This window comes from Nocardia sp. FBN12 (genome assembly GCF_054031145.1).
The window spans coordinates 3956308-3982324 of sequence record NZ_CM132926.1; the positions used below are offsets into that span (position 1 = coordinate 3956308).

Annotated in this window: 22 protein-coding genes; 9 read left to right on the forward strand and 13 right to left on the reverse strand. The window is 68.0% G+C overall.

Features of this window, described 5'->3' with window-relative positions; genetic code table 11:
* The first annotated feature begins 55 nt into the window (after positions 1-55).
* From ACWZHB_RS18945 to ACWZHB_RS18955, 3 genes are read left to right on the forward strand one after another with little or no spacing between them, the layout of a single operon-like run.
* Positions 56-1546 (forward strand): CoA-acylating methylmalonate-semialdehyde dehydrogenase, encoded by a 1491-nt coding sequence (locus tag ACWZHB_RS18945; protein ID WP_427903195.1) that lies wholly within the window; start codon positions 56-58, stop codon positions 1544-1546.
* Positions 1547-1563: 17 nt separating this feature from the next.
* Positions 1564-2901 (forward strand): aspartate aminotransferase family protein, encoded by a 1338-nt coding sequence (locus ACWZHB_RS18950; protein ID WP_427903196.1) that lies wholly within the window; start codon positions 1564-1566, stop codon positions 2899-2901.
* 53 nt (positions 2902-2954) lie between these two features.
* Positions 2955-3368 carry a PPOX class F420-dependent oxidoreductase gene (locus ACWZHB_RS18955; protein ID WP_427903197.1) on the forward strand — a complete coding sequence of 138 codons (414 nt, stop codon included), beginning with the start codon at positions 2955-2957 and terminating at the stop codon, positions 3366-3368.
* Positions 3369-3388: 20 nt separating this feature from the next.
* On the opposite strand, the gene ACWZHB_RS18960 is transcribed toward ACWZHB_RS18955, so the two are convergent.
* Together ACWZHB_RS18960 and cobA are read right to left on the reverse strand one after the other, a co-directional pair.
* Positions 3389-4849, reverse strand: coding sequence for an MFS transporter (locus ACWZHB_RS18960; RefSeq protein ID WP_427909222.1), 1461 nt, complete (start codon positions 4847-4849; stop codon positions 3389-3391).
* 78 nt (positions 4850-4927) lie between these two features.
* Positions 4928-6169, reverse strand: a complete 1242-nt coding sequence (cobA, locus tag ACWZHB_RS18965; RefSeq protein ID WP_427903198.1) for a uroporphyrinogen-III C-methyltransferase — start codon at positions 6167-6169, stop codon at positions 4928-4930.
* 119 nt (positions 6170-6288) lie between these two features.
* Between cobA and ACWZHB_RS18970 the strand changes: the two genes are divergently transcribed.
* A complete protein-coding gene (locus ACWZHB_RS18970; protein ID WP_427903199.1) occupies positions 6289-6750 on the forward strand; it encodes a nucleoside deaminase in 462 nt (153 codons plus the stop codon).
* Here the strand turns inward: ACWZHB_RS18970 and ACWZHB_RS18975 are convergent.
* The gene (locus tag ACWZHB_RS18975; protein WP_427903200.1) at positions 6743-8098 is read right to left on the reverse strand and encodes a DoxX family protein; all 1356 of its coding nucleotides are present in this window, start codon (positions 8096-8098) and stop codon (positions 6743-6745) included. The two genes, ACWZHB_RS18970 and ACWZHB_RS18975, sit on opposite strands and share 8 nt — an antisense overlap.
* A gap of 195 nt (positions 8099-8293) precedes the next feature.
* Here ACWZHB_RS18975 and ACWZHB_RS18980 point away from each other — a divergent pair, with 195 nt between their 5' ends.
* Positions 8294-9418 carry a phosphotransferase family protein gene (locus ACWZHB_RS18980; protein WP_427903201.1) on the forward strand — a complete coding sequence of 375 codons (1125 nt, stop codon included), beginning with the start codon at positions 8294-8296 and terminating at the stop codon, positions 9416-9418.
* A 14-nt stretch (positions 9419-9432) separates the two neighbouring features.
* Positions 9433-10524 (forward strand): hypothetical protein, encoded by a 1092-nt coding sequence (locus tag ACWZHB_RS18985; protein ID WP_427903202.1) that lies wholly within the window; start codon positions 9433-9435, stop codon positions 10522-10524.
* 71 nt (positions 10525-10595) lie between these two features.
* On the opposite strand, the gene ACWZHB_RS18990 is transcribed toward ACWZHB_RS18985, so the two are convergent.
* From ACWZHB_RS18990 to mqo, 7 genes are all read right to left on the reverse strand, one after another.
* Entirely contained in the window at positions 10596-11624 is a 1029-nt protein-coding gene (locus ACWZHB_RS18990; RefSeq protein WP_427909223.1) for a TROVE domain-containing protein, read from the reverse strand.
* 218 nt (positions 11625-11842) lie between these two features.
* Positions 11843-12259, reverse strand: coding sequence for a cobalamin biosynthesis protein (locus ACWZHB_RS18995; RefSeq protein WP_427903203.1), 417 nt, complete (start codon positions 12257-12259; stop codon positions 11843-11845).
* Complete coding sequence (locus tag ACWZHB_RS19000; RefSeq protein WP_427903204.1) at positions 12259-13728, reverse strand: cobyrinate a,c-diamide synthase; 1470 nt, start codon at positions 13726-13728, stop codon at positions 12259-12261. The genes ACWZHB_RS18995 and ACWZHB_RS19000 overlap by 1 nt, the downstream gene beginning before the upstream one ends.
* A 175-nt stretch (positions 13729-13903) precedes the next feature.
* Entirely contained in the window at positions 13904-14518 is a 615-nt protein-coding gene (cobO, locus tag ACWZHB_RS19005; protein ID WP_427903205.1) for a cob(I)yrinic acid a,c-diamide adenosyltransferase, read from the reverse strand.
* Positions 14519-14814: 296 nt separating this feature from the next.
* Positions 14815-16962: a magnesium chelatase subunit D family protein gene (locus tag ACWZHB_RS19010; protein ID WP_427909224.1), complete on the reverse strand. Its 2148-nt coding sequence runs from the start codon at positions 16960-16962 to the stop codon at positions 14815-14817.
* A gap of 552 nt (positions 16963-17514) precedes the next feature.
* Positions 17515-17958, reverse strand: coding sequence for a GNAT family N-acetyltransferase (locus ACWZHB_RS19015; protein ID WP_427903206.1), 444 nt, complete (start codon positions 17956-17958; stop codon positions 17515-17517).
* Positions 17955-19565: a malate dehydrogenase (quinone) gene (gene mqo / locus ACWZHB_RS19020; RefSeq protein WP_427903207.1), complete on the reverse strand. Its 1611-nt coding sequence runs from the start codon at positions 19563-19565 to the stop codon at positions 17955-17957. The genes ACWZHB_RS19015 and mqo overlap by 4 nt, the downstream gene beginning before the upstream one ends.
* 153 nt (positions 19566-19718) lie before the next feature.
* Between mqo and ACWZHB_RS19025 the strand changes: the two genes are divergently transcribed.
* Entirely contained in the window at positions 19719-20732 is a 1014-nt protein-coding gene (locus ACWZHB_RS19025) for an alpha/beta hydrolase (protein ID WP_427903208.1), read from the forward strand.
* Between the two features lie 94 nt (positions 20733-20826).
* Here ACWZHB_RS19025 and ACWZHB_RS19030 read toward each other — a convergent pair whose 3' ends face one another.
* The 3 genes from ACWZHB_RS19030 to map all read right to left on the reverse strand — a co-directional run bounded on the left by ACWZHB_RS19030 (position 20827) and on the right by map (position 24108).
* The gene (locus tag ACWZHB_RS19030) at positions 20827-21390 is read right to left on the reverse strand and encodes a glycosyltransferase family protein (protein WP_427903209.1); all 564 of its coding nucleotides are present in this window, start codon (positions 21388-21390) and stop codon (positions 20827-20829) included.
* A gap of 262 nt (positions 21391-21652) precedes the next feature.
* On the reverse strand, positions 21653-23248 hold the full coding sequence (locus tag ACWZHB_RS19035; protein WP_427903210.1) for a cobyric acid synthase: 1596 nt from the start codon (positions 23246-23248) through the stop codon (positions 21653-21655).
* Positions 23245-24108: a type I methionyl aminopeptidase gene (gene map / locus ACWZHB_RS19040; protein ID WP_427903211.1), complete on the reverse strand. Its 864-nt coding sequence runs from the start codon at positions 24106-24108 to the stop codon at positions 23245-23247. Before map ends, ACWZHB_RS19035 begins: the two co-directional genes overlap by 4 nt.
* Positions 24109-24358: 250 nt before the next feature.
* Between map and ACWZHB_RS19045 the strand changes: the two genes are divergently transcribed.
* Both ACWZHB_RS19045 and ACWZHB_RS19050 read left to right on the forward strand, forming a co-directional pair.
* Positions 24359-25756, forward strand: coding sequence for an OFA family MFS transporter (locus ACWZHB_RS19045; RefSeq protein ID WP_427903212.1), 1398 nt, complete (start codon positions 24359-24361; stop codon positions 25754-25756).
* A gap of 33 nt (positions 25757-25789) precedes the next feature.
* On the forward strand, positions 25790-25930 hold the full coding sequence (locus tag ACWZHB_RS19050) for an MFS transporter small subunit (protein ID WP_427903213.1): 141 nt from the start codon (positions 25790-25792) through the stop codon (positions 25928-25930).
* The last annotated feature ends 87 nt before the right edge of the window (positions 25931-26017 follow it).

The window sequence follows — 26017 nt, forward strand, 5'->3', positions numbered from 1 at the left end:
GAGGCTCTGGATAGGCCAGGGTGGAAGCACCACACCCCGGCGAAACGAGGCATTCATGCAGTCCATCGGCCATTGGATCGACGGCAAATCGGTCAGCGGCACCAGCGAGACCACCGCGCCGGTGACCAATCCCGCCACCGGCGTCGTCACCGGGGAACTGGCGCTGGCGAATGTGGCCGATACCCGCGCCGCGATCGACGCCGCGACGATGGCCTTCGCATCCTGGCGTGACACCTCGCTCACCCGGCGCACCCAGGTGCTGTTCCGCTTCCGCGAGCTCCTTTCCGAGCGCAAGACCGAACTCGCCGCAGTGATCACCGCCGAACACGGCAAGGTGGCCGCCGACGCGCTCGGCGAGGTGACCCGCGGTCTCGAGGTCGTCGAATTCGCCTGTGGCATCCCGCATCTGCTCAAGGGCGGGTTCACCGAGAACGCCTCGACCGAGGTGGATATCTATTCGATCCGTCAGCCGCTTGGCCCGGTCGCGATCATCTCGCCCTTCAATTTCCCCGCCATGGTGCCGATGTGGTTCTTCCCCCTGGCCATCGGCGCGGGCAATACCGTGGTGCTCAAGCCGAGCGAGAAGGATCCGTCGGCGGCGCTGTGGCTGGCGAGGCTGTGGCAGGAGGCCGGGCTGCCCGACGGCGTATTCAATGTCGTGCAGGGTGACAAGGTCGCCGTCGACGAACTCCTGGACAACCCCGAAATCAAGGCGGTGTCGTTCGTCGGCTCGACCCCGATCGCCAAGTACGTCTACCAGCGCGGCACCGTGGCGGGTAAGCGGGTGCAGGCACTCGGCGGCGCGAAGAACCACATGGTAGTGCTGCCCGACGCCGATCTGGACCTGGCCGCCGACGCCGCCGTGAACGCCGGTTTCGGGTCGGCGGGTGAGCGGTGCATGGCGATCAGCGTGGTCGTCGCCGTGGGCGGGGTGGCCGACGACCTGGTCGCCAAGATCAGTGCGCGGGCCGCGAGCATCGTCACCGGTGACGGCGCCAGCGGCGCCGAGATGGGCCCGCTGATCACCCGCGCGCACCGCGACCGGGTGGCCGAGTACATCGATGCGGGCGAAACCGCCGGTGCCCGGGTGGTTCTCGACGGCCGCGACCTCACCGTCGACGGCGCACCGGACGGATTCTGGCTCGGGCCGACGATTCTCGACGGCGTCACCCCCACCATGAGCGTCTACACCGACGAGATCTTCGGTCCCGTGCTGTCGGTGGTGCGGGTCGGCACCTACGAGGAGGCGGTGGCGCTGATCAACGCGAACCGCTACGGCAACGGCACCGCCATCTTCACCAACGACGGCGGCGCGGGACGTCGATTCCAGCACGAGGTGGAGGTGGGTATGGTCGGCATCAACGTCCCGATCCCGGTTCCGATGGCCTACTTCAGCTTCGGTGGCTGGAAGAACTCCCTGTTCGGCGACTCGCACGCGCACGGCACCGACGGAGTGCACTTCTTCACCCGCACCAAAGCGGTCACCAGTCGCTGGCTCGACCCCAGCCACGGCGGGCTGGAACTCGGCTTCCCGCAGAACAAGTGAATTCAGGAGACCCAGCCATGACGCTTTCCGATGAAGCCGCTCGCGCCTACGAGCTCGATCGCCGCCATGTCTTCCATTCCTGGTCCGCCCAAGCGACTCTCACGCCGACGGTGCTCACCGCCGCCGAGGGCTGTTATGTGTGGGACGGCGAGGGCAACCGCCTGCTCGACTTCTCCTCGATGATGGTGAACACCAATATCGGCCACCAGCATCCGAAGGTGGTCGCCGCGATCCAGCGGCAGGCGGCCGAACTCTGCACTGTCGCACCGTCGTTCGTCAACGATGCCCGCTCGGAGGCGGCCCGTCTGATCAGCGAACGTACGCCGGGCGACCTCGACAAGATCTTCTTCACCAACGGCGGCGCCGACGCTGTCGAGCACGCGGTCCGGATGGCGCGACTGCACACCGGCCGCTACAAGGTGCTCTCGCGCTACCGGTCCTATCACGGCGGCACCGAGACCGCGGTGAATCTCACCGGCGACCCGCGCCGCTGGCCCAACGACCACGGCAATACCGGCACCGTGCATTTCTTCGGCCCGTTCCTGTACCGCTCGGAGTTCCACGCCACCGACGAGGCGCAGGAAACCGAACGCGCGCTGGCGCACCTCGAGCGCACCATCGAGATGGAGGGACCGGCCACCATCGCCGCGATCGTCCTGGAGTCGGTGCCGGGCACCGCGGGCATCATGGTGCCGACCACCGAGTACATGCGTGGGGTCCGCGCACTCTGCGACAAGCACGGCATCGTGTTCATCGCCGATGAGGTGATGGCCGGCTTCGGCCGGACCGGAAAGTGGTTCGCCATCGACAATTTCGATGTCGTGCCCGATCTGATCACCTTCGCCAAGGGCGTGAACTCCGGTTATGTCCCGCTCGGCGGGGTGGCGATCAACGCGGCCATCGCGGCGACCTTCGACCACCGCCCGTATCCCGGCGGACTCACCTACTCCGGCCATCCGCTCGCCACCGCCGCCGCCGTCGCGACGATGAACGCGATGGCCGAGGAGCGGATCGTCGAGAACGCCGCGGACATCGGCGCGAAGGTCATCGGACCCGGCCTTCGTGAACTGGCGCAACGGCATCCGAGTATCGGTGAAGTGCGTGGGCTCGGCGTGTTCTGGGCGATCGAGCTGGTTCGCGACCGGGCCACCCGCGAACCACTCGCCCCGTACGGCGGCACCAGCCCCGCGATGAACGAACTGGTCGCCGCCTGCCGCACAGGCGGGCTGCTGCCGTTCGTCAATTTCAACCGCCTGCATGTGGTTCCGCCGTGCGTGATCACCGAGGCCGAGGCCAAGGAAGGACTGGCCATCCTCGACCAGGCACTCACCGTCGCCGACGCGCACACCGTCTGAGGCGACACGCGGCGGGCGGAATGCGCTCGCCGCGTTCAGCGTTCCACCGGAGCGTGACCGATACCGCCGTGCTTTCCGATGAGCTGAAAACCTATCTCGACGAGGAGAAGGTCTACGCGACCGTCGCCACCGTCGGGCCGAACGGGCATCCGCATCTGACCGTGGTCTGGATCAAGCGCGAGGGCGATGACCTGGTGTTCTCCACCACCGTCGCACGACAGCAGGCCAAGAACCTGGTGCGTGATCCGCGGATCACCGTGATGGTGAATCCGCCGGAGCGGCCGTTCCTCTACGCCGAGGTGCGCGGAACCGCCACCACCACACCGGATCCCGAACGGGCGCTGCCCGACGAGATGTCACTCAAGTACACCGGCAAGCCGTACCGGGAGTTCAACCCGGCATCGGTGGACGACGCGGAACGGGTCGTCGTCCGCGTCACGCCGACCAAGGTCACCGGACGTCTCTGAGACGCGGGCCCGGCGGAGCCTCAGCTCCGCTGGGCCTCTTCTTGCGCGTGCTGTGCCTGCGCCAGCTGCTGCGGGGTGTAGCGCACGGTCAGCGCGACCAGGGCGGCGGCAGCGGCGATGATCGCGCAGATGAACAGCACCAGGGTGTAGCCGCTGTTGAGAGCATCGATCTGGGCGGGTGTCCTGTTCGCGCTGGGGGCGTCGCTGCCCCCGAGGGACAGCGTGCGTGACGCCGCGATCGGGCTGAGCAGGCCGATTGCGATCGGTGTCGCCAAGCTCAGGAACATCTGGCCCACCGCCGAGAGCGGGCCGATGTTCGACGGCGGAACCCCGACCAGCACGCAGAGTGGCGCGAGCACGATCGCCATCCCGACGCCGAAGCCGATCACCAGCAGCAGCGCCAACAGTGTCGGCAGGTACTGCACGTGCCGGTCCAGCGTCGACCCGAACAGCAGGCCGACGGCGAGCACCACCCCCGCGGTGGCCAGCAACCAGCGCGGCGCGATCACCAGCGCGGCCTTGGACGCCACCGCACCGCCGACGCCGATGCCGATGGTGAACGGGATCGAGGCGATACCGGCCCACAGCGGGCTGTAGCCGAGCACGTTCTGCAGTAGTTGGGCGACGAAGAACGTCATCGCGCCGAGCACCGCACCGGCCAGGAAGATCAGGACGAAAGTGGCGACCCGGTCACGGCTGTCGAACAGCGACCACGGCAGCAGCGGATCGGATTCGCGTCGCTCGGCGAGGACGAAGACCACCAGCAGCACGAAACCGCCGATCAGCGATCCGAGGATCAGCGGGCTCGTCCAGCCCATGGCCGGCCCCTCGGTGGCGCCGAACACGATCGTCGCGCAGGCCAGGGTGCCCAGGATCGCGCCCTTGATGTCGAGCGGAGTGCGGTGGTGTTCGGTGTCGGTGAGCTTGTAGATCGCGCCGAGCACGATGAGCGCGCCGATCGGAACGTTGATCAGGAAGATCCAGCGCCACCCGACCTCGGTCAGCGCACCGCCGACGATGAGACCACCGACCGAACCGATGCCTGCCATCGAGCCGACGATCGCGATCGCCTGATTTCGGGCCGGTCCCGGTGCGAATGTCGTCGCGACCAGCGCGAACGCGGTCGGTGCCGCGATCGCGGCGCCCGCGCCCTGGAAGGCGCGCGAGATCAGCAACATCGCCTCGCCGGTGGCCAGACCACACGCCAGCGAGGCCGCGGTGAACAGGCCGACGCCCCAGATCAGCATGCGTTTGCGGCCGAACGCGTCGCCGAGCCTGCCGCCGAGCAGCATCAACCCCGCGAAAGTGAGGCCGTAGGCGGTCACCGTCCAGGCGCTGCCCGAACTGGACAGCCCCATGTCCTGCTGCAGGCGCGGCAGGGCGAAGATCACGACGGTGCCGTCGAGCACCACCATGAACTGCAGACCGCTCAGCACGAGAATGGCCAGGCCGAACGCCCGCTGCTTCACCGGATACTGCATCGTCGCAGCGGGTTTATCGAGCACAGTCAGGCAGTGTAATTGGCGCACCGGCACCGAGTGGGCGCGCCGTCGGTGAAGCTAGTCGAGGCCGAAGCCCGCCGTGGGGCCGATGACGATGATCGCGGGCGGGCGGATGCCCTCTTCCTTGACCCGATCGGCGACCGTGGCGAGGTCGGCCCGCACCACCCGCTGAGTACGCAGGGTGCCCTCCTGAATGACCGCGGCCGGGGTATCGCTCGGGCGACCACCGGCGAGCAGGGCGGCGGCGAACTTGTCGATCCGCTCGACCGCCATCATCAGCACGATGGTGCCGCGCAGCTTGGCCAGCGCCGACCAGTCGACGAGCGAATCGGGGTGATCGGGGGCGACGTGTCCACTCACGACGACGAACTCGTGCGTCACCCCGCGATGGGTCACCGGGATACCGGCCGCGCCGGGCACCGAGATCGGACTCGTCACACCGGGCACCACGGTCACCGGGATACCGGCCTCGGTGCACGCCTCGAGTTCCTCGTAGCCGCGGCCGAACACGTACGGGTCGCCGCCTTTGAGCCGGACCACGAACTTGCCTGCCTTGAAGCCCTCGACCAGCGCGAGGTTGATCGCCTCCTGCGCCATCGACCGGCCGTACGGGATCTTCGCGGCGTCGATCACCTCGACGTGCGGGCCGAGTTCGGCGAGCAGTTCCGGCGGGGCGAGCCGGTCGGCGACGACCAGATCGGCGCGGGCAAGGAGCCTGCGCCCACGCACGGTGATCAGGTCTGGATCGCCGGGGCCGCCGCCGACCAGCGCGACGCCCGGGGTCACCGGCTCCGAATCATCGGTCACCACACCGGATTGCAGCGCTTCGAGCAGGCCGTTGCGCACGGCGGCCGAGCGGCGGTGCGCGCCACCGGCGAGCACGCCGAGTGAAAGTCCGTCGTAGCGGGCGGTCGCCGGGGTGACCGCGGTGCCGTCCCTGGCGATGTCGGCGCGGACGCAGAAGATGCGCCGGGCCGTGGCTTCGGCGACCACCGCGGCGTTGGTCTCGGGTTCGTCGGTGCAGGCCATCGCGTACCAGGCGCCGTCGAGATCACCGTCGGCGTAGGCGCGCAGTTCGATACTCAGCTGTCCCGCCGTCCCCATGCCTTCGACGGCCGGAGTGACGGCCCGGCTGATCACGTGCACATCAGCACCGGCGGCGACAAGTAGTCCCAGCCTGCGCTGGGCGACCGTTCCACCACCGACCACGACCACTCTGCGTCCCCGCAGATCGAGCCCGACCAGGTAGTTCGGGTCGCCTGCGGGCGGGGTCGATGCGGTGTCAGCGGTGTTCGGCACAGTATCCCAGCCTAGTTCCTGGTTCGATGCGGCCCGAACGCACCCGCCGACAGACGGGATCTGATCGTCGAGCGTGTCCCGCGTTGCCAACCCGCCCGGCAGGCGGGACAGTGGAATCCATGACCCAGCCGGACGCACTCCTCGAGGTGGCCTACGACGAAGCGCGCCGAGGTCTGGCCGAGGGTGGCATCCCGATCGGCGCCGCCCTGTTCGATGCCGACGGCACCCTGCTCGGGCGCGGGCACAACCGTCGCGTCCAGAACGACGATCCGAGCGTGCACGCCGAAACCGACGCCTTCCGTGCGGCGGGGCGGCGCCGCGACTACCGCCCGACGATCATGGTCACCACGCTGTCGCCGTGCTGGTATTGCAGCGGCTTGGTGCGCCAGTTCGGGATCGGCACCGTGATCATCGGCGAGGCGCGGACCTTCCACGGCGGACACGACTGGCTGGCCGAACACGGGGTGCGGGTGGTCGTGCTCGACGATCCACGGTGTGTGTCGATGATGAGCGAGTTCATCGCCGACCACCCCGACCTCTGGTTCGAGGACATCGGCGGCACCCGGCCCGATCTCAGCTGAAATGCGGCTGGTTCTGGACCCAGCGGAAGTCCGTGCTGCGCAGAGGGAAACTGTCGAGGTCGGCGCGTTCGACAGTGATCGTCGCGGGGCGGCCGTCGAGTTCTCCGCGCAGGGTCAGCGTGTCCGCCGAGGTCTTGTCGATGGTGAATGTCGCGTAGGGTTTGGGGCTTTCGGCCGGGCCGGTTGGTGCGGCGGACAGTGTCATCGTGTTCGCCGCCGGGTCGGTCGTGGCCAGCACCGGCACGATCGTGTCGTCCATTCGCTGGTAGCCCGCGGATTCCACATCGATGACGAGGCGCTGCCAGCGCGTCGGGTCGGTGGTGAGCGGTGGGATCGGGGTTCCGTCGACGGTGAACTCGCCGACTTCCCAGATGCCGTACAGCTCGGGTTTCGGTGCGCCGCCGCCGTATTCGCGCCAGCTCTCCATGCCGGCATAGACCATTCCCACCGTGATCCACAGCCCGACCGCGACTTGCGCCACGGTCGCCCACCGGTTCGCCCGCGGCGACGCGAACAGCGGTGGTTGCACCGCCGGTCCCGAATCTCGTTCCAGCACGAGGATATTCGCCAGCCTGCGGGCCTGGGGAGCGAGCAGCACCAACCCCATCAGCAGCAGATGCCCGGCCAGCATCTTCACCGGGACGTCGAAGGTCAGGTTCAGCAGGAACACCTGCGCCATACTGACCACGCTCAGCATGGCGCCCAGCGTCGCGGTGCGCGGCCAGAACAGCAGCAGCCCGGCGACCACTTCGGCCGCACCCAACGCGATCTCGTAGGCGGGCGAGGATCCGACCTGCGTCCACAGCATCGCCATCGGGGTCAGGTCGCCGACGCGAGTGAGCAGAGCGATCAGTGCGGGTTCCGGCATCTGGGTCGGGATCAGCTTCGCGAACCCGTAGAACAGCATCTGCCCGCCGGCGAACAACCTCAGCGCGGTGAGAAACCAGCTCAGCAGCCGTGGATAGGCGCGCCTGCGCCGGTCGAGGACCGACCACACGACCGTGATCAGCACCGCGGCCACCAGGACCAGTCCACACTGGATCCAGATCGCGGCCTGATCACCGCTGCCGTTCATCGCCAGCCGCGCATCCACCCCGAACACGTGCTCGCCGACCCACTCGCTCACCGGCTCGAGCGCGATCATCTGCCAGAGCATCGCCTCCTCCGGCAGCCGCAAGGCGAGGACGCCGAGAAAGACGAAGGTGATCTGAGCCATCCACAAACAGAAAAGCCCCAGGTACGCGACACTGAACCGGAACGCGAGCCGGGTGAGCGGATGCCAGGTCGGTGGTGGTGACGGCGGGCTCGCGATAGCATCGTGCGCACGTTCAGCGGTCGCTGTGGTCACCCACGCCTCCTCATCGAGTTCGGTTGTTACCGAAGCTAATCGAAGGAAACGGCCGGGCGCGTCCGGGAAAACCCCGATCTTTGCGGCTGTCAACCCTGAGTCCCGCTGACCGATGCCGCCCTTACATTCCGGTCGGCCGTCCGGTACTCAGAAGTGACACACGTTACAGGTTTTTGTGATAGGGGTACCCCGTAGATGTCCGAAGATCAGGATCCGGCCGCTCAGATGTCGCTCACGGTCAGTGAGCGCGATCTGGACGAGCTCGCGGGGAAGTTGGCGCGCTGGCTGACCGGCAAGGTCGGCGCCGAGGCGATGGTCAGCAATCTGGACAAGCCGTCCACCGGCGGCATGTCGAGCACCACCATTCTGTTCGACGCCGAGTGGCAGGCGGACGGGGGCAGCGAGCAGGGGTCCTTCGTCATCCGGATGGCGCCGGAGGACAGCTCGTTCCCGGTGTTCGAGTCCTATGACCTGGCGATGCAGTACCAGGTGATGGCCGGTGTAGCCGCGGCGTCCGAAGTCGCCGTCCCGCCGCTGCGCTGGCTCGAACTCGACGATTCCGTGTTCGGCTCGCCGTTCATCGTGATGGAGCGGGTCGAGGGTAGGGCGCCGTCGGACAATCCGCCGTACGTGTTCTTCGGCTGGCTGTTCGACGCGACCGCCGCCGAACGCGAACTGGTGGCGGACGCGACGGTCGAGGTGATCGCCCAGGTGCACGCCATCGACAAGGTGGCAGAGCGCTTTCCGCTGCTCGACGGTGCGGGCACCGGGCTGCGCAGGCATTTCGAGGCCCAGCGCGCCTGGTACAAGTGGGCGCTGACCGACCACGGCGTCGAAGTACCGCTGATCGAGCGAACTTTCGACTGGCTCGAGGCCAACTGGCCCGCCGATCCCGGTCCCGAGGTGCTGAACTGGGGCGACGCCCGACCCGGCAACATCCTGTTCGAGGGGTTCACCCCGGCGGCGGTGCTGGACTGGGAGATGGCGACGTTCGCGCCGCGCGAACTGGACCTGGGCTGGACCATTTTCATCCACCGGTTCTTCCAGGACATCGCCACCCGCTTCGACCAGCCCGGTCTCGCGGACTTCCTGCGCCGCGACGCGGTGGTGGCGAAATATGAAGAGATCACCGGACATTCGGTCCAGAACCTGGACTTCTACATCGTCTACGCCGCCCTGCGGCATGCGATCGTGATGGCCAGGATCAAGTGCCGGATGATCCACTTCGGCGAGGACACCGTGCCCGCCGAACTCGACGACTACGTGATGCACCGCCTCAGCCTCGAGGCGCTGCTCGACGGCACCTACGAATGGGACTGATTATGAGCGCTGTCATGCCCGTCCCCCTGGACGAATACCCGGTCCATCAGACACCGCTGTCGCTGGCGCGAGCGGCCACCAGCGACCGGAACTTTTACGACCGCTACTACTTCAATGCCTTCGACCCCGCCGGCGACGCGATGCTGGTCACCGGGTTCGGTGTGTACCCGAACCTCGGCGTAGTCGACGCGTTCGCGACCGTGCGCCACGGTGAGGTCCAGCGCAGCGTGCGGTTCTCCGACGCGCTCCGCTCGCGCGACCTGAACACCGCCGTCGGTGGCTACCGGATCGAGGTGATCGAGCCGCTGCAGAAGCTTCGGGTCGTGTGCGAACACGACGATCTCGGTTTCGACCTGACCTGGACCGGCGCGCAGCCCGCCGTGCAGGAGCAGCCGCACCTGATCCTGTCCGGCACCCGGCCCATCATCGAGGCCTCGCGCTTCGCCCAATCAGGTTCGTGGGAGGGCACTCTCGCCGTCGACGGCATCGACTACACCGTGGATCCGGCGGTCTGGACCGGCAGCCGCGACCGCTCGTGGGGCATCCGGCCCTCCGGTGAGCCGGAACCAGCCGGTCGACCCACCGGCATGGACGGCTTCTGGTGGCTCTACGCGCCGCTGCGGTTCCAGGATTTCTCGATCGTGGTGATCGTGCAGGAGGAACCCGACGGCACCCGCACGCTCAACAACGCGGTGCGGATCTGGAACGACGGCCGCAAGGAACAACTCGGCTGGCCCCGCATGCACTGGACCTACGAGTCCGGCACCCGGCACCCGAAGTCGGTGCGCCTCGACATGACCACCCCCGATGGAAAGCCGCTCGAGGTGGAGGTCGAATCGCGCCCCGGGATCGCGCTGCATGTCGGCTGCGGTTACGGCGCCGACCCCGACTGGACCCACGGTCGCTGGATGGGCGAGAACTGGTCGTTGTCGAGCAGTTACGACCTCACCGACCCCGCGATCAAGGCCCGCACCCCCTACGGCGTGATCGACCACATCGGCTACGCCCGCTGCGGTGACGCCGAAGGGTGGGGCCTGTTCGAACACGCCTCCATGGGCCGCCACGACCCCACAGGTTTCGCCGATTGGTCCTCCGTCGCCCCTTGACGGAACTCTCGCGCGAGAAGAAAAGGCGCCGCCGCGACAACGAGGTCGCGGCGGCTCCGATTTCTTACCTCTTATGCGCCCGTAGCGAAGTCGGCCAGTAGCGACGGCACCGCGGCGTCGAAGCCCGCGACGTCGAGCATGCCCGCGTCGTCGGGATCGGCGATGCTGAACTTCGTCGCGGTCATGCCGACCACCACGAGCTTGGCCCGCGGGTTCACCTCACGGCGGTACCGGGCCAGCGCCTGGTGCGGGTGCACCGTTCCCGCCCATGTCTCGCTGTCGGTGTAGATCGAAAACACATCGACCTCGATGCCCTTGTCCAGCGCGTGCAGGATGGGCAGTGAGCAGTCGGTGCCGCCGAACGGCAGATTCGACACCGCCCGCACCGCATCGTCGAGCCGCTGACGCGGCGAGATCGCCAGCTCGGACAGGCCGCGTGCCCCCTGCCACCCCCGACCGCCCGAGGTGAACCCGACGATCTGGTGCTGCGGCTCGGTGCGTGCGGTGACCAGAACGAGCGCGGCCGAGGCCTCGCGCGCCGAGATCGGCAGCCCACCGTCCAGCTCCGGTGCGCGGCCACAGATCCAGTCGAACAGCCTGCGCCGGTCGTCGTCGATGGTGGCCGGGTGCGACAGACGCAGCAGGTCGCGATTCGACCAGCCCTCGCGCTGCCGGTACTTGACCACCTGAAACGCCAGGTCCTCGACCGGCTTGTCCAGGTACCAGTACGCGACGGCACGCCGCAGCCCACGACCCCAGCCACGGAACTGCTCGGCATAGCCAGCGAACAGGAACAGGTGCGTACCCGTGCGCGCGACCAGCGGCAGCGCGGCGAACGCGGCTCGACGACCGTCGACATCACCGAGTGATGCGGCGGCGGCCAGCGCGAACAGGGCCGGGTGCTGGCCCGGCGCGCGCCCGGAGGTGGAGATCTCGACGATCTCGCGAACCAGGACGGCGGTGTGCTCGGCGGCGTATTCGATGATGAATTCAGCGTTGTCCGCCGTCAAAGTCTTGGCATTGACGTAGTACGTCCCGGATTCCGTGCCGAGCGTGATGAAGCGGTGGACCCTAAGGTCGTGCCAGATAACCGACCGAATCCGGTCCGTCCTGCTCGTTCACGGTGGACAGTTGCTCGGCGGACGTGTGTGTCCCGACCGGTACAGGTGCTCTACCAGCTGAGCTACCGCCGTCTTCCGACGACGGGCAGGAGTCGAACCTGCGACATCCCCATCCCGAGTGGTAACCGATCAGATCCGGTCCGCCTCGCAACTGCTGAAATGAATTTACTGCGCGCGATCGAGCTTGCCCAGCGAATTTATTTCGGCGTCGGCGATCGCCGCGAAGTCGACGCGGCGGCGACCACTATTCCGTCGACAATTGTTCTGCCGCAGACAAGTTCACCATCACCCGCGAGCAGTGCCGCGGCCTCCGCGACACTGGGCGTTCCGACGGCAACCGACGTGCGGTCCGAGGCATACTGCACATCGACCCCGGCCAACTCACCGGCCGTGTACGCGACCACAGGGACGCCGAGCATCGCGGCGGCTGCGCGAACGCCCGCCTCGGCGGACCGGCTGTCGAGAGTCGCCAGGCAGGCGACGTGGAGGTCCCCGACCACCGACTCGACCGCACGCACGATCCGCTCGGCATCGGCACCCGGTCGCAGACCGATTCCCACCGCGACAGCGAGCACCCCGGTTACCCGGCCCCCACCGTCGGCAGGCGGCACCATCAGTGGTCGAATCGGCTTGCGACAGCGACGAACCCCGCGATCGCGCTGGGGTTTCCCGCCGGGTGGGTGTGTAGGTAGGAGGCGTGTACCTGGCGGACCACGGCGCCTTCGACGACGGAACCCGTTGTCCGCCAGCCCCAGGCGGCGTTCTCGGCGCCGGTGCGGGCCAGGCGCGTGCGATGGAATTCGTGACCGCGCACTCGGGCCCCCGCCCGCCAAAGGGCGGAGTCGTGCAGGGCGACGGCGTCGCGATAGCCCAGCGTCAGGCGCGGGCCGAATTCGGCGTCGGCGTCGATGACCCCCGCCATCGGATGGCCGTCGAGGGAACGGGTGAGGTAGAGCAGACCCGCGCATTCGGCGTGGATCGGCAGACCTTTCGCCGCGCCGTCAGCGACTGCGGCGCGTAGTCGCTCGTTGGCGGAAAGCTCGCCCGCGTGCTCCTCCGGAAACCCGCCCGGCAGCACCAATCCCGCTGTGCCGAGCGGGAGTTCGTCGGACAGTGGATCGAAGACGACCACCCGCGCTCCCGCTGCGTCCAGCAGTTCCCGATGCTCGGCGTACCCGAAGGTGAACGCGGGACCACCCGCCATCGCGATCAATGGACCTTTGCCTGATCGAGTCGATGAGGTCGCCGCAGGCTGATCGAAGGACGTCGATGGTGCGTCGGTCGTCGCGGGAGCGCTGCCCTCATCGAGTTCGGTCGAGGTTGCATGTTCAGCGGCAGCGGCCAGTTCTGCGCGCGGGTCCCATGCGGGCCCCTGGGCCGAGCCTCCGGCCAGCGCGACTATCGCGCGCAGATCGATGTGTGCCGCAACGAGTTCGGTCATCGCATCGACGGCGGCGGTGGCGGCCGTGCCGTGTTCGACGGCGGGGATGAGGCCCAAATGTCGTGAGGGAACTTCCAATTCGGCCATGCGGGGCAGGGCGCCGAGAACCGGGAGCCCGGCGCGATCGCAGGCTGCGCGCAGGACTTGTTCGTGGCGCTCGCTGCCGACGCGATTGAGGATCACCCCGCCGAGGCGGACCGAGGAGTCGTAGGTGGCGAAGCCGTGCAGGAGCGCGGCGAGGCTTTGGGAATGTCCGCGAGCGTCGACCACCAGGACCACCGGTGCCCCGAGCAGTCCGGCCACCTGCGCGGTGGATCCCTCGGCGATCGCATCGGTGCGGTTCTCGTCGATCCGGCCGTCGAACAGGCCCATCACGCCCTCGACGATCGCGATATCGCAGCCCTGCGCGCCGTGCCTATACAGCGGCACCACCCGATCCTCGCCCACCAGAACGGGATCCAGGTTGCGCCCCGGTCGCCCGGCCGCGAGCCCGTGATAGCCGGGGTCGATGTAGTCGGGTCCCACCTTGAACGGCGCCACCCGATGCCCGGCCCGGCGCAGCGCACCGATCAGCCCGGTCGCCAGCGTGGTTTTCCCGCTACCCGAGGCAGGCGCGGCGATCACCACGGCGGGCGCGCTCATCACCCTGTACCTCGATCTCGCAGCACGATTCGCTCTGCGGCGATTCCCGCATCGATCGCAGCGCCTCTCGAACCACCCCGAGAACGACACATCGCGTGGGGCCCGCGGCCCGATGCGCGCCGGATGGCCGCACCGTTGACCACGGCGCGCGCGGCCGGCCCGGTCGCGGACTCGATCACCATTCGATGCCGCGCTGCCCCTTGCGGCCCGCGTCCATCGGGTGCTTGACCTTCGTCATCTCGGTGACCAGGTCGGCCGCCTCGATCAGGGCCTGTGGTGCGTCGCGGCCGGTGATGACGACGTGCTGGTTGCCGGGGCGGTGGGTGAGGGTGTCGACGACTTCGTCGATGTCGACCCAGCCCCATTTGAGCGGGTAGGTGAACTCGTCGAGGACGTAGAAGCGGTGCTGTTCGGCGGCGAGGCGGCGGGCGATCTCCTGCCAGCCGGACAGGGCGGCGGCCGCGTGGTCTTCCTCGGTGCCGTGTTTGCGCGTCCAGGACCAGCCTTCGCCCATCTTGTGCCACTCGACCGCGCCACCCGCGCCGGTCTGCTCGTGCAGGGTGCCGAGGGTGCGGAAGGCGGCTTCTTCGCCGACCTTCCACTTTGCGCTCTTCACGAACTGGAAGACCGCCACGTCGAAGCCCTGATTCCAGGCCCGCAACGCCATCCCGAACGCCGCGGTGGACTTGCCTTTGCCCGGCCCGGTGTGCACGGCGAGCACCGGCTGGTTACGCCGCTGCCGAGTGGTCAGACCGTCCTCGGGGACGCTCTCCGGAACACCTTTGGGCACAGAAACTCCTCTTCTCGACGCACTCGCTGTGCGGGTTCTTCGCGACCTCGCGGTGGACGTCGGTCGCACGCCCGGCTCTGCCACCATTGCGTCCGTCGGCCGTGCGTGCCGGTTCGTCACCATTTCTATCAGGGTGCGGCCGCGGCACTCACAGGGCTGGGCACCTGCATCGCCGTACGCCGCGATCCGCCTGACTGCCGTCAGCGGGTGATGCCGGACGGCATCGCACTTCATCCGCGTCAGCTGATCCGGTCGACGATCGCCTGAGTCTCGCTTGCCGTTCGCGTGGCGGCGGCTTACGCCGCGCGAGCGGGCCCGGCGGTGGCGCGGACGACGTCAGCCACCGTCTCGCCGGTCAGTTCGTTCAAGCGCAGGTATCGGGCGCGCAGGTCGCGGGCCAGTTCGGCGGCCAAGCCGAGGCGGATCATGCCGCGTTCGCAGTCGATCACCATCGCGGTGTGACCCTCGGCGGCGATCAGCTTGGCGGCGGTGCGGGCGCGCGGGAGTGGGTCGGTGCCGCCGGTGGCACGGCCGTCGGTGAGCAGCACCAGCATCGGGCGACGGCGGGGGTCGCGGACGTGTTCGCGAGCGATCACCTCGCGGGCCTTCAGCAAGCCTGCGGCGAGGGGGGTTTTGCCGCCGGTACGCATTCCGGCCAACCGGCGGACGGCGATGTCGACCGAAGAGGTGGGCGGTAGGACCAGTTCGGCTTCGCTACCGCGGACGCTGATCACGGCCACCTTGTCGCGGCGCTGGTAGGCATCGCGCAGCAGGGTGACGATGGCGCCGGTCACCGCGGTGAGGCGGTCGCGCGCGGCCATCGAACCGGACGCGTCGACGACGAACACGACCAGATTGCCTTCTCGACCTTCGCGATACGCGCCGCGCAGATCTTCGGTCGCCAGGGCGAGTGGGCCACTGAGCCTGCCGCGCTCGAATTGTTTCGGTGCGGCGGCGAAGATCGTGCCGAGCAGGTGCAGGCCGGTGGACGGGTCGGTGTCGGGTCGGACCGTGCGACCGGTCCGGGTCCGGGCGCGCGAACGTCGGCCGGGGGCACCTTCGCCGATACCGGGGACCTCCCAGCGCGGGGCCGGCTTTGCCGCCGAAGTCGGTGTGCCCGAAACCCTTTCGTGGCCGGGACGCGAACCGTTGCCGTCGGAGCTGGAGTTGTCCGCCCGATCACCTTCGCCACCGGTGCCGTTCGGTCCGCCCCTGCCCGGTCTACCACCGTCCGGCCCCTGGTCGTCCGGGCCATCATCGTCGGGACCACCGGCCGGACCGCCACCATCAGGCCCCTCGTCGTCCGGGCCCTGGCCGTCACCGTCGGTTGCATCCTGACCACGGCCTCGCGACCGCTCATCGCCCAGGTCACCCGGGTCGAAATCCGCCGCGCGATCGCTACCGTCGACACGGCTTTCATCCTGGTCCAGGCGACCGTTCCCGCCCTCACCTGATCCGTGCGGACCGTCGAATTCCTCATCCCCCGAAGCCTTGTCGACCTCAGCCGCCGCCTCCTCCATCGCCTCGTCGAGCTGCTGCTCACTGATTCCCGGCTCGTCGAACGGATCCCGCCGACGCCGATGCGGCAGCGCGAGTTCCGCCGCGATCCGCACATCGTCCTCGGTGACCCGATCCCGCCCGCGCCACGCCGCGTGCGCGGTCGCGGTCCTGGCGACGACCAGGTCGGCGCGCATCCCGTCCACATCGAACGACGCGCACAGCGCCGCGATCCGGCGCAGCTCCGCATTGTCCAGCGCGACATCGGGCAGCCGGTCCCGCGCGGTCAGAATACGTTCGGCCACCCTCTGATCGGCGTCGACATAGCGGGCAGCGAACGCGGCCGGGTCGGCCTCGTAGTCGAGGCGACGGCGCACCACCGCCATCCGCACATCGACCTCACGCGAGGCCGCCACATCGACGGTGAGCCCGAACCGGTCCAGCAGCTGCGGCCGCAACTCCCCCTCTTCGGGGTTCATCGTCCCCACCAGCACGAACCGCGCCGGATGCGAGTGCGAGACACCATCACGCTCGACGTGCACGCGCCCCATCGCCGCCGCGTCGAGCAGCACATCCACCAGGTGGTCGTGCAGCAGGTTCACTTCGTCCACGTACAGCACCCCGTGGTGGGCCGCGGCGAGCAACCCCGGCCGGAACGCCTGTTCCCCGTCGCGCAGCACCCGCTCGAGATCCAGCGAGCCGACCACGCGATCCTCAGTGGCACCAACCGGCAACTCCACCAACCGAGCGGGCCGTGCCCCCGTCTCGTCGACCACCGGCGGCAGCAACTGCGCAAGCGCCCGCACCACGGTCGACTTCGCCGTCCCCTTCTCGCCCCGGACCAGCACCCCACCGATCCCGGGATGCACGGCCGACAAGATCAACGCCAACTGCAGCCGCTCCTGCCCCACCACAGCCGAGAACGGAAACCCCGCCTCACCCCCCACACGCGCGGCGGTGTGCGGACCAGCGGCAACATCAGCAAAACCAGGCACACCCCAACTCTATGCGCGCCGCAAACCCACCCACCCCTCGGGCACCGACGACGCAAATGCCCGCAACCGCACTCCCCCACCACCACACCGCACACGCAGCCTTTCCCCGTCTTCCACAACCCACCCAACCCAACCACCACACTCCCGACCACCACACCGTGCACACCGGCCTGTCCCCGTCTTCCACAACCCACCCAACCCAACCACCACACTCCCGACCACCACACCGTGCACACCGGCCTGTCCCCGTCTTCCACAACCCACCCAACCCAACCACCGCACTCCCGACCCCTAGGAAGGGACGGCCACGAAGTGGCCGGTCGCGGCCGGGTCGCCGGTTAGGCGCCGGTGCGTAGGCGACGAAGGAGCAAGCACCGGTGCCTAACCGGCGGCCCCTCGGGGCCGCGACTCGAGCGCGCCAGCGCTCCAATAAACACAGCGTCAAACCATCTGGGACTACTCAAACCCCGGTCACCCCCACCCACCGGCGCGACAGCGAACGAACTAACCCCGCCGCATCGGCACGTGCATGATCCCGTCGTCATCGTATTCCGCCCCATCGACGACAAACCCGAACTTCGCGTACATCCCGACCAGATGCGACTGAGCATCCAATCGCACAGTGACCGAACCGATTTCAGCGAGCGCGGCCCGCATCAGCCGGGTCGTGTACCCGTGCTTACGGGCGTTCACCGCTACGCACACCCGCCCGATCCGGCAACTCGTCACACCGTCGACAACCTCTTCGAGCAGCCGCAACGTACCGACGATCTCACCGCCGTCGTCGAGCCAGAAATGCCGCGTCGCCGCGAGCAGATCACGCCCGTCCAACTCGGGATAGGCGCATTCCTGCTCGACGACGAACACCTCGACACGCAGTCGCAACAGCCGGTAGAGGGTGGCGGTATCGAGATCCGCCGCCCACGACCGCCTCAGTTCGGCACTCACACCTGCGCGAGGCTCGAGACCTGCTCGCGTGCAGGCGCGTTGTCGCGGTCCAGCTTCAGCGACTTGCTGGTCCAGTCCCACACTTCCTGGAACAGGGCCTGGTTCTCCGACAGCTTCTGCCCCAGCGAGGGGATCATCGTCTGCAGCTGCGGCGTCCAGCCCGCGTACTGCTGCGGGAAACACCGCTGCATCACGTCGAGCATGGCGGTGACACAGGTCGAGGCACCCGGCGACGCACCGAGCAGACCGGCGATCGAGCCGTCCTCGGCGGAGATGACCGCGGTGCCGAACTCGAGCACCCCACCGGCGCCCTTACGACGGATGACCTGCACGCGCTGACCGGCGGTGATCAGCTCCCAGTCGCGGCCCTGCGCACGCGGCAGGAACTCGCCGAGCACGCCCACCTTGCCGTTCTGCGACTTGAGCAGCTCTTCGACCAGGTACTTGGTCAGGCCCATCTCGGTGAGACCGACGCCGACGAGCGAAGCGATGTTGTTCGGCTTGATCGACTTGAACAGGTCGGTGTTGGAACCGTCCTTGAGGAACTTGGGGGTCCAGCCGGCGTAGGGGCCGAACAGCAGGCCCTTGCGGCCGTTGATCACGCGGGTGTCGAGGTGCGGCACCGACATGGGCGGCGCGCCGACGGCGGCCTTGCCGTAGACCTTGGCCTCGTGCGCGGCGATCAGCTCAGGGTTGGTGGAGCGCAGGAACTGGCCGCTGATCGGGAAGCCACCGAAGCCCTTGGCCTCGGAGATACCGGCCTTCTGCAGCAGCGGCAGCGCGCCACCACCGGCGCCGACGAAGACGAACTTCGCGTTGATGGTGCGCGACCGGTAGGTGCGCAGGTTGCGCACGGTGACGTTCCAGGAACCGTCGGACTGCTTGTCGAGGTTGCGGACCTCGGTACCGAAGCCGATCTCGCCGCCGGAGTAGCCGATGTAGGCGAGCAGCTGCTTGGTGAGCGCGCCGAAGTCGATATCGGTGCCGCCGTCGGACCAGTTCAGCGCGATCGGGTCGCTGAAGTCGCGGCCCTTGGCCATCAGCGGCAGGCGCGCGGCGAACTCGTCGGGGGTGTCGATGTACTCCATGCCGCGAAACAGCGGGTGCGGGGCGAGTGCCTCGTAGCGCTTGCGCAGGTAGTCGACGTTGTCGGCGCCGTGCACGAAGCTGACGTGCGGGATGGGGTTGATGAAGCCCGAGGGGTCGTCCAGGACGCCGGTGTCGACAGCCGAGGCCCAGAACTGGCGCGAGACCTGGAAGCGCTCGTTGATGTCGACGGCCTTGCTCACGTCGACCGAGCCGTCGGCGTTCTGCGGGCTGTAGTTGAGCTCGCACAGCGCCGAGTGGCCGGTACCCGCGTTGTTCCACGGGTCGCTGCTCTCCGCGGCGGCGGCGTCGAGCCGCTCGAACACCGAGATCGTCCAGTCCGGCTGCAGCTGCCGCAGCAGCGCGCCCAGCGTGGCACTCATGATGCCTGCGCCGATGAGAACTACATCGGTCTTTTCACTCTTCGCAGCGTTCGGCACGGGTAGATCGACTTCCTTGTCCTTCTCAGCTACCCACCGGCGGGTGAGTTCGCTTGGCGCGGGCGCTTTGGCGGTGTTCATGCGACTCTCGGTGAATCGCCGGGAGGTAGGTTACCCGTCGTTCACCTGACCCCAATTGTGCACCTGCGCTGATCGGACTTCTGCAACGGAGGTCCCTAATGTGACGCAAACCAACACTGCACGTCGCTACGACCGCGAGATAGATTGAGCAGTGTGACGAACGAAACCCTCGCCGCGGCGCAGTGGCAGCCCGATGTCCTCGGCACCGCCTATCAGCAGCGGACTCTGCCACTCGGTGTCGACCCCGACGGCGAGGGCGACGTCGTGGCCACGCTGGTGCGCTATCTGCCCGACGCCGCGGCACCGGCGGTCGAACCGACCGTGCTCTACGTGCACGGGTTCACCGACTACTTCTTCCAGGAGCACCTGGCCGAGCACTTCGCGGCGCGCGGCCACCGGTTCTATGCTCTCGACCTGCGCAAATGCGGTCGTTCGCGGCGCGATGGGCAGAGCGCGCACTACGTCAGCGACCTGGCTTTCTACGACGACGAACTGAACGAGGCGCTGCGGATCGCGCGCGCCGAGACCGGCAACGATGTGCTGATCGTCGCGCATTCGACCGGTGGGCTGATCGTGCCGCTGTGGCTGGACCGGCTAGAGGCAGCCGGGGGCAGCGCGGCGGCGGGTGTGGTCGGGGTCGTGCTCAACAGCCCCTGGTTCGACCTGCAGGGACCGTCGTTCTACCGCACCATCGGCACCCCCGTCATCCACGCGGTCGGCAGGTTCCGCGCCTTCGCCCAGCTGCCCGCCGGTGTCAGTACCGCTTACGGCGACAGCCTGCACACCAGCCGCGCGGGTGAGTGGGATTACAACCTCGACTGGAAGCCGCTCAGCGGTGAACCGGTCCGCCTGGGTTGGCTGCGCGCCATCCGCCGGGGACACGCCCGCCTGCACCAGGGGCTGACCATCGGCGTGCCCGCGCTGATCCTGCGCTCACGGATCACCAAGTTTGCCCGCGAGCACTCCCCCGCCGTCGACGTGGCCGATGCCGTGCTCGACGTCAAGCAGATCCAGCGCTGGGCGGGCTGTCTGGGCGAGCGCACCTCGATCGTCCCGATCGACGGCGCCCGTCACGACATTTTCCTGTCGTCAGAGGCGGTGCGCGCCAACGCATTCCAGGAAACCGACAACTGGCTCGACTGGCTGGCGGCCTACCGCAAGTCCTGATCGGACAGACGCCACCAGGCCTCGGCGTGGGTATCGCTCGACGCCAAGGCCTGGTGATCTCGGCCTGCGCCGGGCTGATCGGCCTGTCGAGTGGCTACCAGAGACTGGTGCGCAGGACGATTTCGGTGGCGAGTTCGTGGCCTGCTTCGGTGGCGATGTTGTCGACTTCCAAAGGGACCACCCGGAATTCGCCGTAGACGTAGCGACCGGACGCGTCGGCGGTGGCGCGGGGCAGGCTCTTGGTGACCAGCATGGTGACGGGCAGCTCGAGCGGCGGGCAGGAGGCATCGGGAACTGTGCCATCGGCGTCGGGAACGGCAGGATGCCCGTGGTCGGCGACGACCAGGCTCATGAACCGCCCGAACCGGCCCGCGCACACCCGCCACGCCAACGCCGCACCCGACCCACGCCCGGCGACATTCACGTAGGGCAGTTCGAGCTCGTCGAGAATCGCGAGCACCCCCGCGGGCTCGAGCCCCCCGACAGACTCCACGACAACGGTCTGCAGGTCGGATTCGTGCAGCCGCGCGCACACCTCGTCGAACACGTCGGCAGGGTCGTCCGCATCGGGAAGCAGCAGCACATTGTGCCGCGAAGAAGGTCCGTCGACCCGCACCGTCCAGGCCTGGTCACCGACCGTGATCTGCCGAGATTTCATGCCGGGTTACGGTACACGTCCAGCCTGAACAACGAGGCCTGTTCCGACGCGCCCCGCCGATCTCCACACCCCCGTGTACTGGGCTTTCACTGCCCATACCGGCGAAATTGCCAAACCTGTCACAACGCCGCGCACCGAGCTGTGAGGCGAGACGGGCCGCACACCACCGCACGCTCAGCGATCGACGCCACGCATCGGCCCCGATCTCCCGGCCCGCCACCGTCGGCCCACCAACACTGCCGGGTTCCGCGCGGCGGGCAGGTCACGGGGCAGCGCGGATCCCGGTCCGGATCAGCGGGATGTCGGCCGGGGCGCCTGTGCAGATCAGGTGGTCCAGCGCTGCGAGGTCGACGTGTTTCTCGATGAGGTCGGCGAGCAGGTCGAGTTGGGCGGATCTGACGGCGGTGACCGAGGTGCCGGGGGCGACGGTGAAGCCGGTGCGACCGGCTCGGGCGGCGACCTCGGTGAGCCAGCTGCGGCGGAACTCGTCGGATTCGAGGAGGCCGTGGACATGGGTGCCCCAGATCGATGCTCGCGCACTGCCTTCGGGGTCGTCGTCGATGGTCAGCCAGGAGGGATCGGCGGTGCGGGTGACTCTGCCGTGGTGGATCTCGTAGCCGTGCAGGGTGTTCGAGCCCGCGGTGCCGGTCACCTGACGGGCGATCTTCGGGTCCGCGAACTCGATGTCGAGGTCGAACAGGCCGAGACCGTCCACCACGCTGGGGCGCGGCGCCGCGGCGCTTTCCGCTGCCGAAGTAGGCGCTGGTGATGCCTCGGACGTCACGTGCTCGACACCGTCAGTGATTCGGCGGCCGAGCATTTGGTAACCGCCGCAGATGCCGAGGATGGGGCGCCCTGCCGCGGCGCGATCTCGGAGAGCATCGGCTATCCCGTTGGCGCGCAACCAGTTCAGGTCGGAGACGGTCGCCTTGCTGCCGGGGATGACCACGAGATCGGCGGCGGTCAGCTGGTGGGGACTGTCGGCCCAGCGGACCGAGACGCCGGGTTCGCAGGCCAGGGCTTCGATGTCGGTGGAGTTGGAGATTCGAGGCAGGCGGACGGCGGCCACGGTGAGCCAGTCGGTGCCGTGGGGTGGGCCGGGGCGGCCGACGGGAGCGCCGGAGATGGTGCCGAGGGAGTCCTCGGCGTCGAGCCAGAGGTCTTCGGCGAAGGGCAGGACACCGAAGGTGGGGCGGCCGGTCAGCGTGGTGAGTTGATCGAGGCCGGGTTGCAGCAGGGAGACGTCGCCGCGGAATTTGTTGATGAGGAATCCCGAGATGAGTTGCTGGTCTTCGGGTTCCAGCACCGCCACGGTGCCGAACAGGTGCGCGAGGACACCGCCCCGGTCGATGTCGCCGACCACCAGGACAGGAATGTCAGCGGCACGCGCCAGCCCCATATTCGCGAGATCGGTGGCGCGCAGGTTGATTTCGGCGGGCGAGCCCGCGCCTTCACAGATCACGACGTCGAATTCGTCACGCAACGAAGCCAATTCGGCCGCGACGACTTCACGCAACTCCTGCCGGCGAGTGAAATAGTCACGCGCACCGACCGTCCCGACGGCTTTGCCGCGAACCACCAACTGCGAGCGGCGATCACTACCGGGCTTCAACAGCACCGGATTGAAACGCACGCTGGGCTCGAGCCCACACGCGCGCGCCTGCAAGGCCTGCGCGCGCCCGATCTCCCCGCCGTCGAGCGTGACGACCGAGTTGTTGGACATGTTCTGCGCTTTGAACGGCGCCACCCGCACCCCACGCCGCGCCAGCATCCGGCAGATACCCGCCACCACAACGCTTTTCCCGGCATCGGAGGTGGTACCCGCGATCAACAGCGCGCCGCGCAGGGACGCGCTCACGGCAGGGTCAGGATTTCCGCGCCCGTCTCGGTGACAACGAGGGTGTGTTCGAACTGCGCCGTCCACTTGCGATCCTGGGTGACCACGGTCCAGCCGTCGTCCCAGATGTCGTAGTCGATGCCGCCGAGGTTGATCATCGGCTCGATCGTGAAGGTCATGCCGGGCTCGATGACCGATTCGATGCTGGGCTGGTCGTAGTGCAGCACCACCAGACCGCTGTGGAAGGTGGGGCCGACGCCGTGGCCGGTGAAGTCGCGCACCACGCCGTAGCCGAAGCGGTTGGCATAGGCCTCGATCACACGGCCGACCACATTCAGGGCCCGACCCGGCTTCACTGCCTTGATGGCCCGGTTGGTGGCCTCTTCGGTGCGCTCGACCAGCAGGCGCACCTCTTCGTCGACATCGCCGGCGAGGAAGGTCCGGTTGGTGTCGCCGTGCACGCCGTGGATGAACGCGGTGACGTCGATATTGACGATGTCACCGTCTTCGACCACCGTCGAGTCGGGGATGCCGTGGCAGATGACCTCGTTGAGCGAGGTGCAGCAGGACTTGGGGAAGCCTTTGTATCCCAGCGTGGAGGGATAGGCGCCGTGGTCGCACATGTACTCGTGGGCGATGCGGTCGAGCTCGTCGGTGGTGACACCGGGCACCACGGCCTTGCCCGCTTCGTCGAGTGCCCGCGCGGCGATCTTGCCCGCGATCCGCATCTTCTCGATGGTCTCGGCGGTCTGCACCCAGGGCTCGTTGCCCTCGTTCGCGGTCTTCTTCCACACATATTCGGGACGCTCGATGGAGCGGGGAACTTCCCGGATCGGCGACTGGGTGCCGGGAACTAGTGGCTGACGGGTGCGCACGGACATAAGGGGAGTGTATCTATGACCCCCGGCCTGCGCGTCAGACGGAGGCCTTGGTCGCGTCGGCACCCGAACAACACTTCGGTCGGGCGGCGGCCACCGCGGGGTTCTGATAGATCGCGCTTATCAATTCATCGAAATCTCGACTTTGACGTTGATCACACAGCGGCCTTACTTTTCTCGGCACGAGAAGACGTAGCGCGATCAGCGACGCGGCGTGACCCACTCGTCAAGCAACACCTCGAGGAGGTGCGCAGTGCCTGCGCTGTCTTTCCTGGACCGGGAGCACACCATCGCTCCCCCCGGCTACAGCCGGTGGCTGATCCCACCTGCCGCGCTGGCCATCCATCTGTGCATCGGTCAGGCCTACGCCACGAGCGTCTACAAGGACGCGCTGGTCAAGCACTTCGATTCGAGCCTCACCGCGATCGGGTTGATCTTCTCGATCGCGATCGTGATGCTCGGGTTGTCGGCCGCGATCTTCGGCACCTGGGTGGACCGCGTCGGCCCGCGCAAGACGATGTTCACCGCGGCCTGTTGCTGGTCGTCGGGATTCCTGGTGGCCGCGGCCGGTATCGCCACCGATCAGCTGTGGCTGGTCTATCTCGGCTACGGCGTCATCGGCGGTATCGGGCTCGGCCTCGGCTATATCTCGCCGGTGTCGACGCTGATCAAATGGTTCCCGGATCGGCCGGGTCTGGCAACCGGCATGGCCATCATGGGCTTCGGCGGTGGCGCCATGGTGGCCGCGCCGCTCTCGCGGGAGCTGCTGGCCCGTTTCGGCGGCGCCGAGGCCGGTGGCGACGCGGTGATGAAGCTGTTCATCACCCTCGGTATCGCCTACTTCATCGTGATGATGCTCGGTGTGTTCACCGTGCGAGTGCCCGCGCCCGGCTGGAAGCCCGCGAATTTCGATCCGACGACCGTCGCCGTCAAGCCGATGGTGACCACCGCGAATGTCTCGGCCGCCAATGCGATCAAGACCCCGCAGTTCTGGCTGCTGTGGATTGTGTTGCTGTGCAACGTGACCGCGGGCATCGGCATTCTCGAGCAGGCCGCGGACATGATCCAGGACTTCTTCCGCGATGCCGACGGAGTGTCCACGGTGAGCACCGCGGTGGCGGCCGGGTTCGTCGGTCTGCTGTCGGTGGCGAATATGAGTGGCCGGTTCGTCTGGTCGACGACCTCGGACTATCTGGGCCGCAAGCCCACCTACACGATGTATCTGGGCGTCGGCATGGCGGCGTATCTGGCGCTGGCGCTGATCGGGTCGAACGCCACCGCGCTGTTCGTCATCCTGTGCGTGATCATCATTTCCTTCTACGGCGGCGGTTTCGCCACGGTGCCTGCGTATCTGCGCGACCTGTTCGGCACCTTCCAGGTCGGCGCGATCCACGGGCGGCTGCTCACGGCGTGGTCGACGGCGGGCGTGCTCGGGCCGCTGATCGTCAACGGGGTGCTCGACGCCCAGGGCGAGCCGGGCCAGCTCGTGGCCCGCGACTACCGGCCCGCGCTGTTCATCATGGTCGGTGTGCTGGCCATCGGGTTCGTCGCGAACCTGCTCGTGCGCCCGGTCTCGGCGCGCTGGCACGAGAAGCAGCCGGTCACCGACGCCGCCGACGGCGCGGCCGTACCGGCCCCCGTCCGTACCTGAAATCCCTTGGCGCGCTGGTAAGGAGCTCACCACATGACCGGAATCGAAGCCGAACATCCCGCACCGCACAGCTACCGGGCGCAGCTCGTGATCTCCTGGCTGGTCGTCGGACTACCGCTGGGCTACGGGATCTTCAACGCCGTCAAAGCCGCACTCAAGCTCTTCAGCGGATAGCGGCGACCCGAGGTCGTGGGGTTGGTCGCCGCCGAGCTGAATCTCTCGCGCGCCGATGTGCCCGGGGTGGTCAGCTTCTACAAGGAC

Bases quoted from the DNA above. Each gene is read 5' to 3' on its own strand.
- ACWZHB_RS18945 (WP_427903195.1), top strand. From the start codon at position 56: ATGCAGTCCATCGGCCATTGGATCGACGGCAAATCGGTCAGCGGCACC.
- ACWZHB_RS18950 (WP_427903196.1), top strand. From the start codon at position 1,564: ATGACGCTTTCCGATGAAGCCGCTCGCGCCTACGAGCTCGATCGCCGC.
- ACWZHB_RS18960 (WP_427909222.1), bottom strand. From the start codon at position 4,849: ATGCAGTATCCGGTGAAGCAGCGGGCGTTCGGCCTGGCCATTCTCGTG.
- ACWZHB_RS18970 (WP_427903199.1), top strand. From the start codon at position 6,289: ATGACCCAGCCGGACGCACTCCTCGAGGTGGCCTACGACGAAGCGCGC.
- ACWZHB_RS18980 (WP_427903201.1), top strand. From the start codon at position 8,294: ATGTCCGAAGATCAGGATCCGGCCGCTCAGATGTCGCTCACGGTCAGT.
- ACWZHB_RS18985 (WP_427903202.1), top strand. From the start codon at position 9,433: ATGCCCGTCCCCCTGGACGAATACCCGGTCCATCAGACACCGCTGTCG.
- ACWZHB_RS18995 (WP_427903203.1), bottom strand. From the start codon at position 12,259: ATGGTGCCGCCTGCCGACGGTGGGGGCCGGGTAACCGGGGTGCTCGCT.
- ACWZHB_RS19000 (WP_427903204.1), bottom strand. From the start codon at position 13,728: ATGAGCGCGCCCGCCGTGGTGATCGCCGCGCCTGCCTCGGGTAGCGGG.
- mqo (WP_427903207.1), bottom strand. From the start codon at position 19,565: ATGAACACCGCCAAAGCGCCCGCGCCAAGCGAACTCACCCGCCGGTGG.
- ACWZHB_RS19030 (WP_427903209.1), bottom strand. From the start codon at position 21,390: ATGAAATCTCGGCAGATCACGGTCGGTGACCAGGCCTGGACGGTGCGG.
- map (WP_427903211.1), bottom strand. From the start codon at position 24,108: ATGTCCGTGCGCACCCGTCAGCCACTAGTTCCCGGCACCCAGTCGCCG.
- ACWZHB_RS19050 (WP_427903213.1), top strand. From the start codon at position 25,790: ATGACCGGAATCGAAGCCGAACATCCCGCACCGCACAGCTACCGGGCG.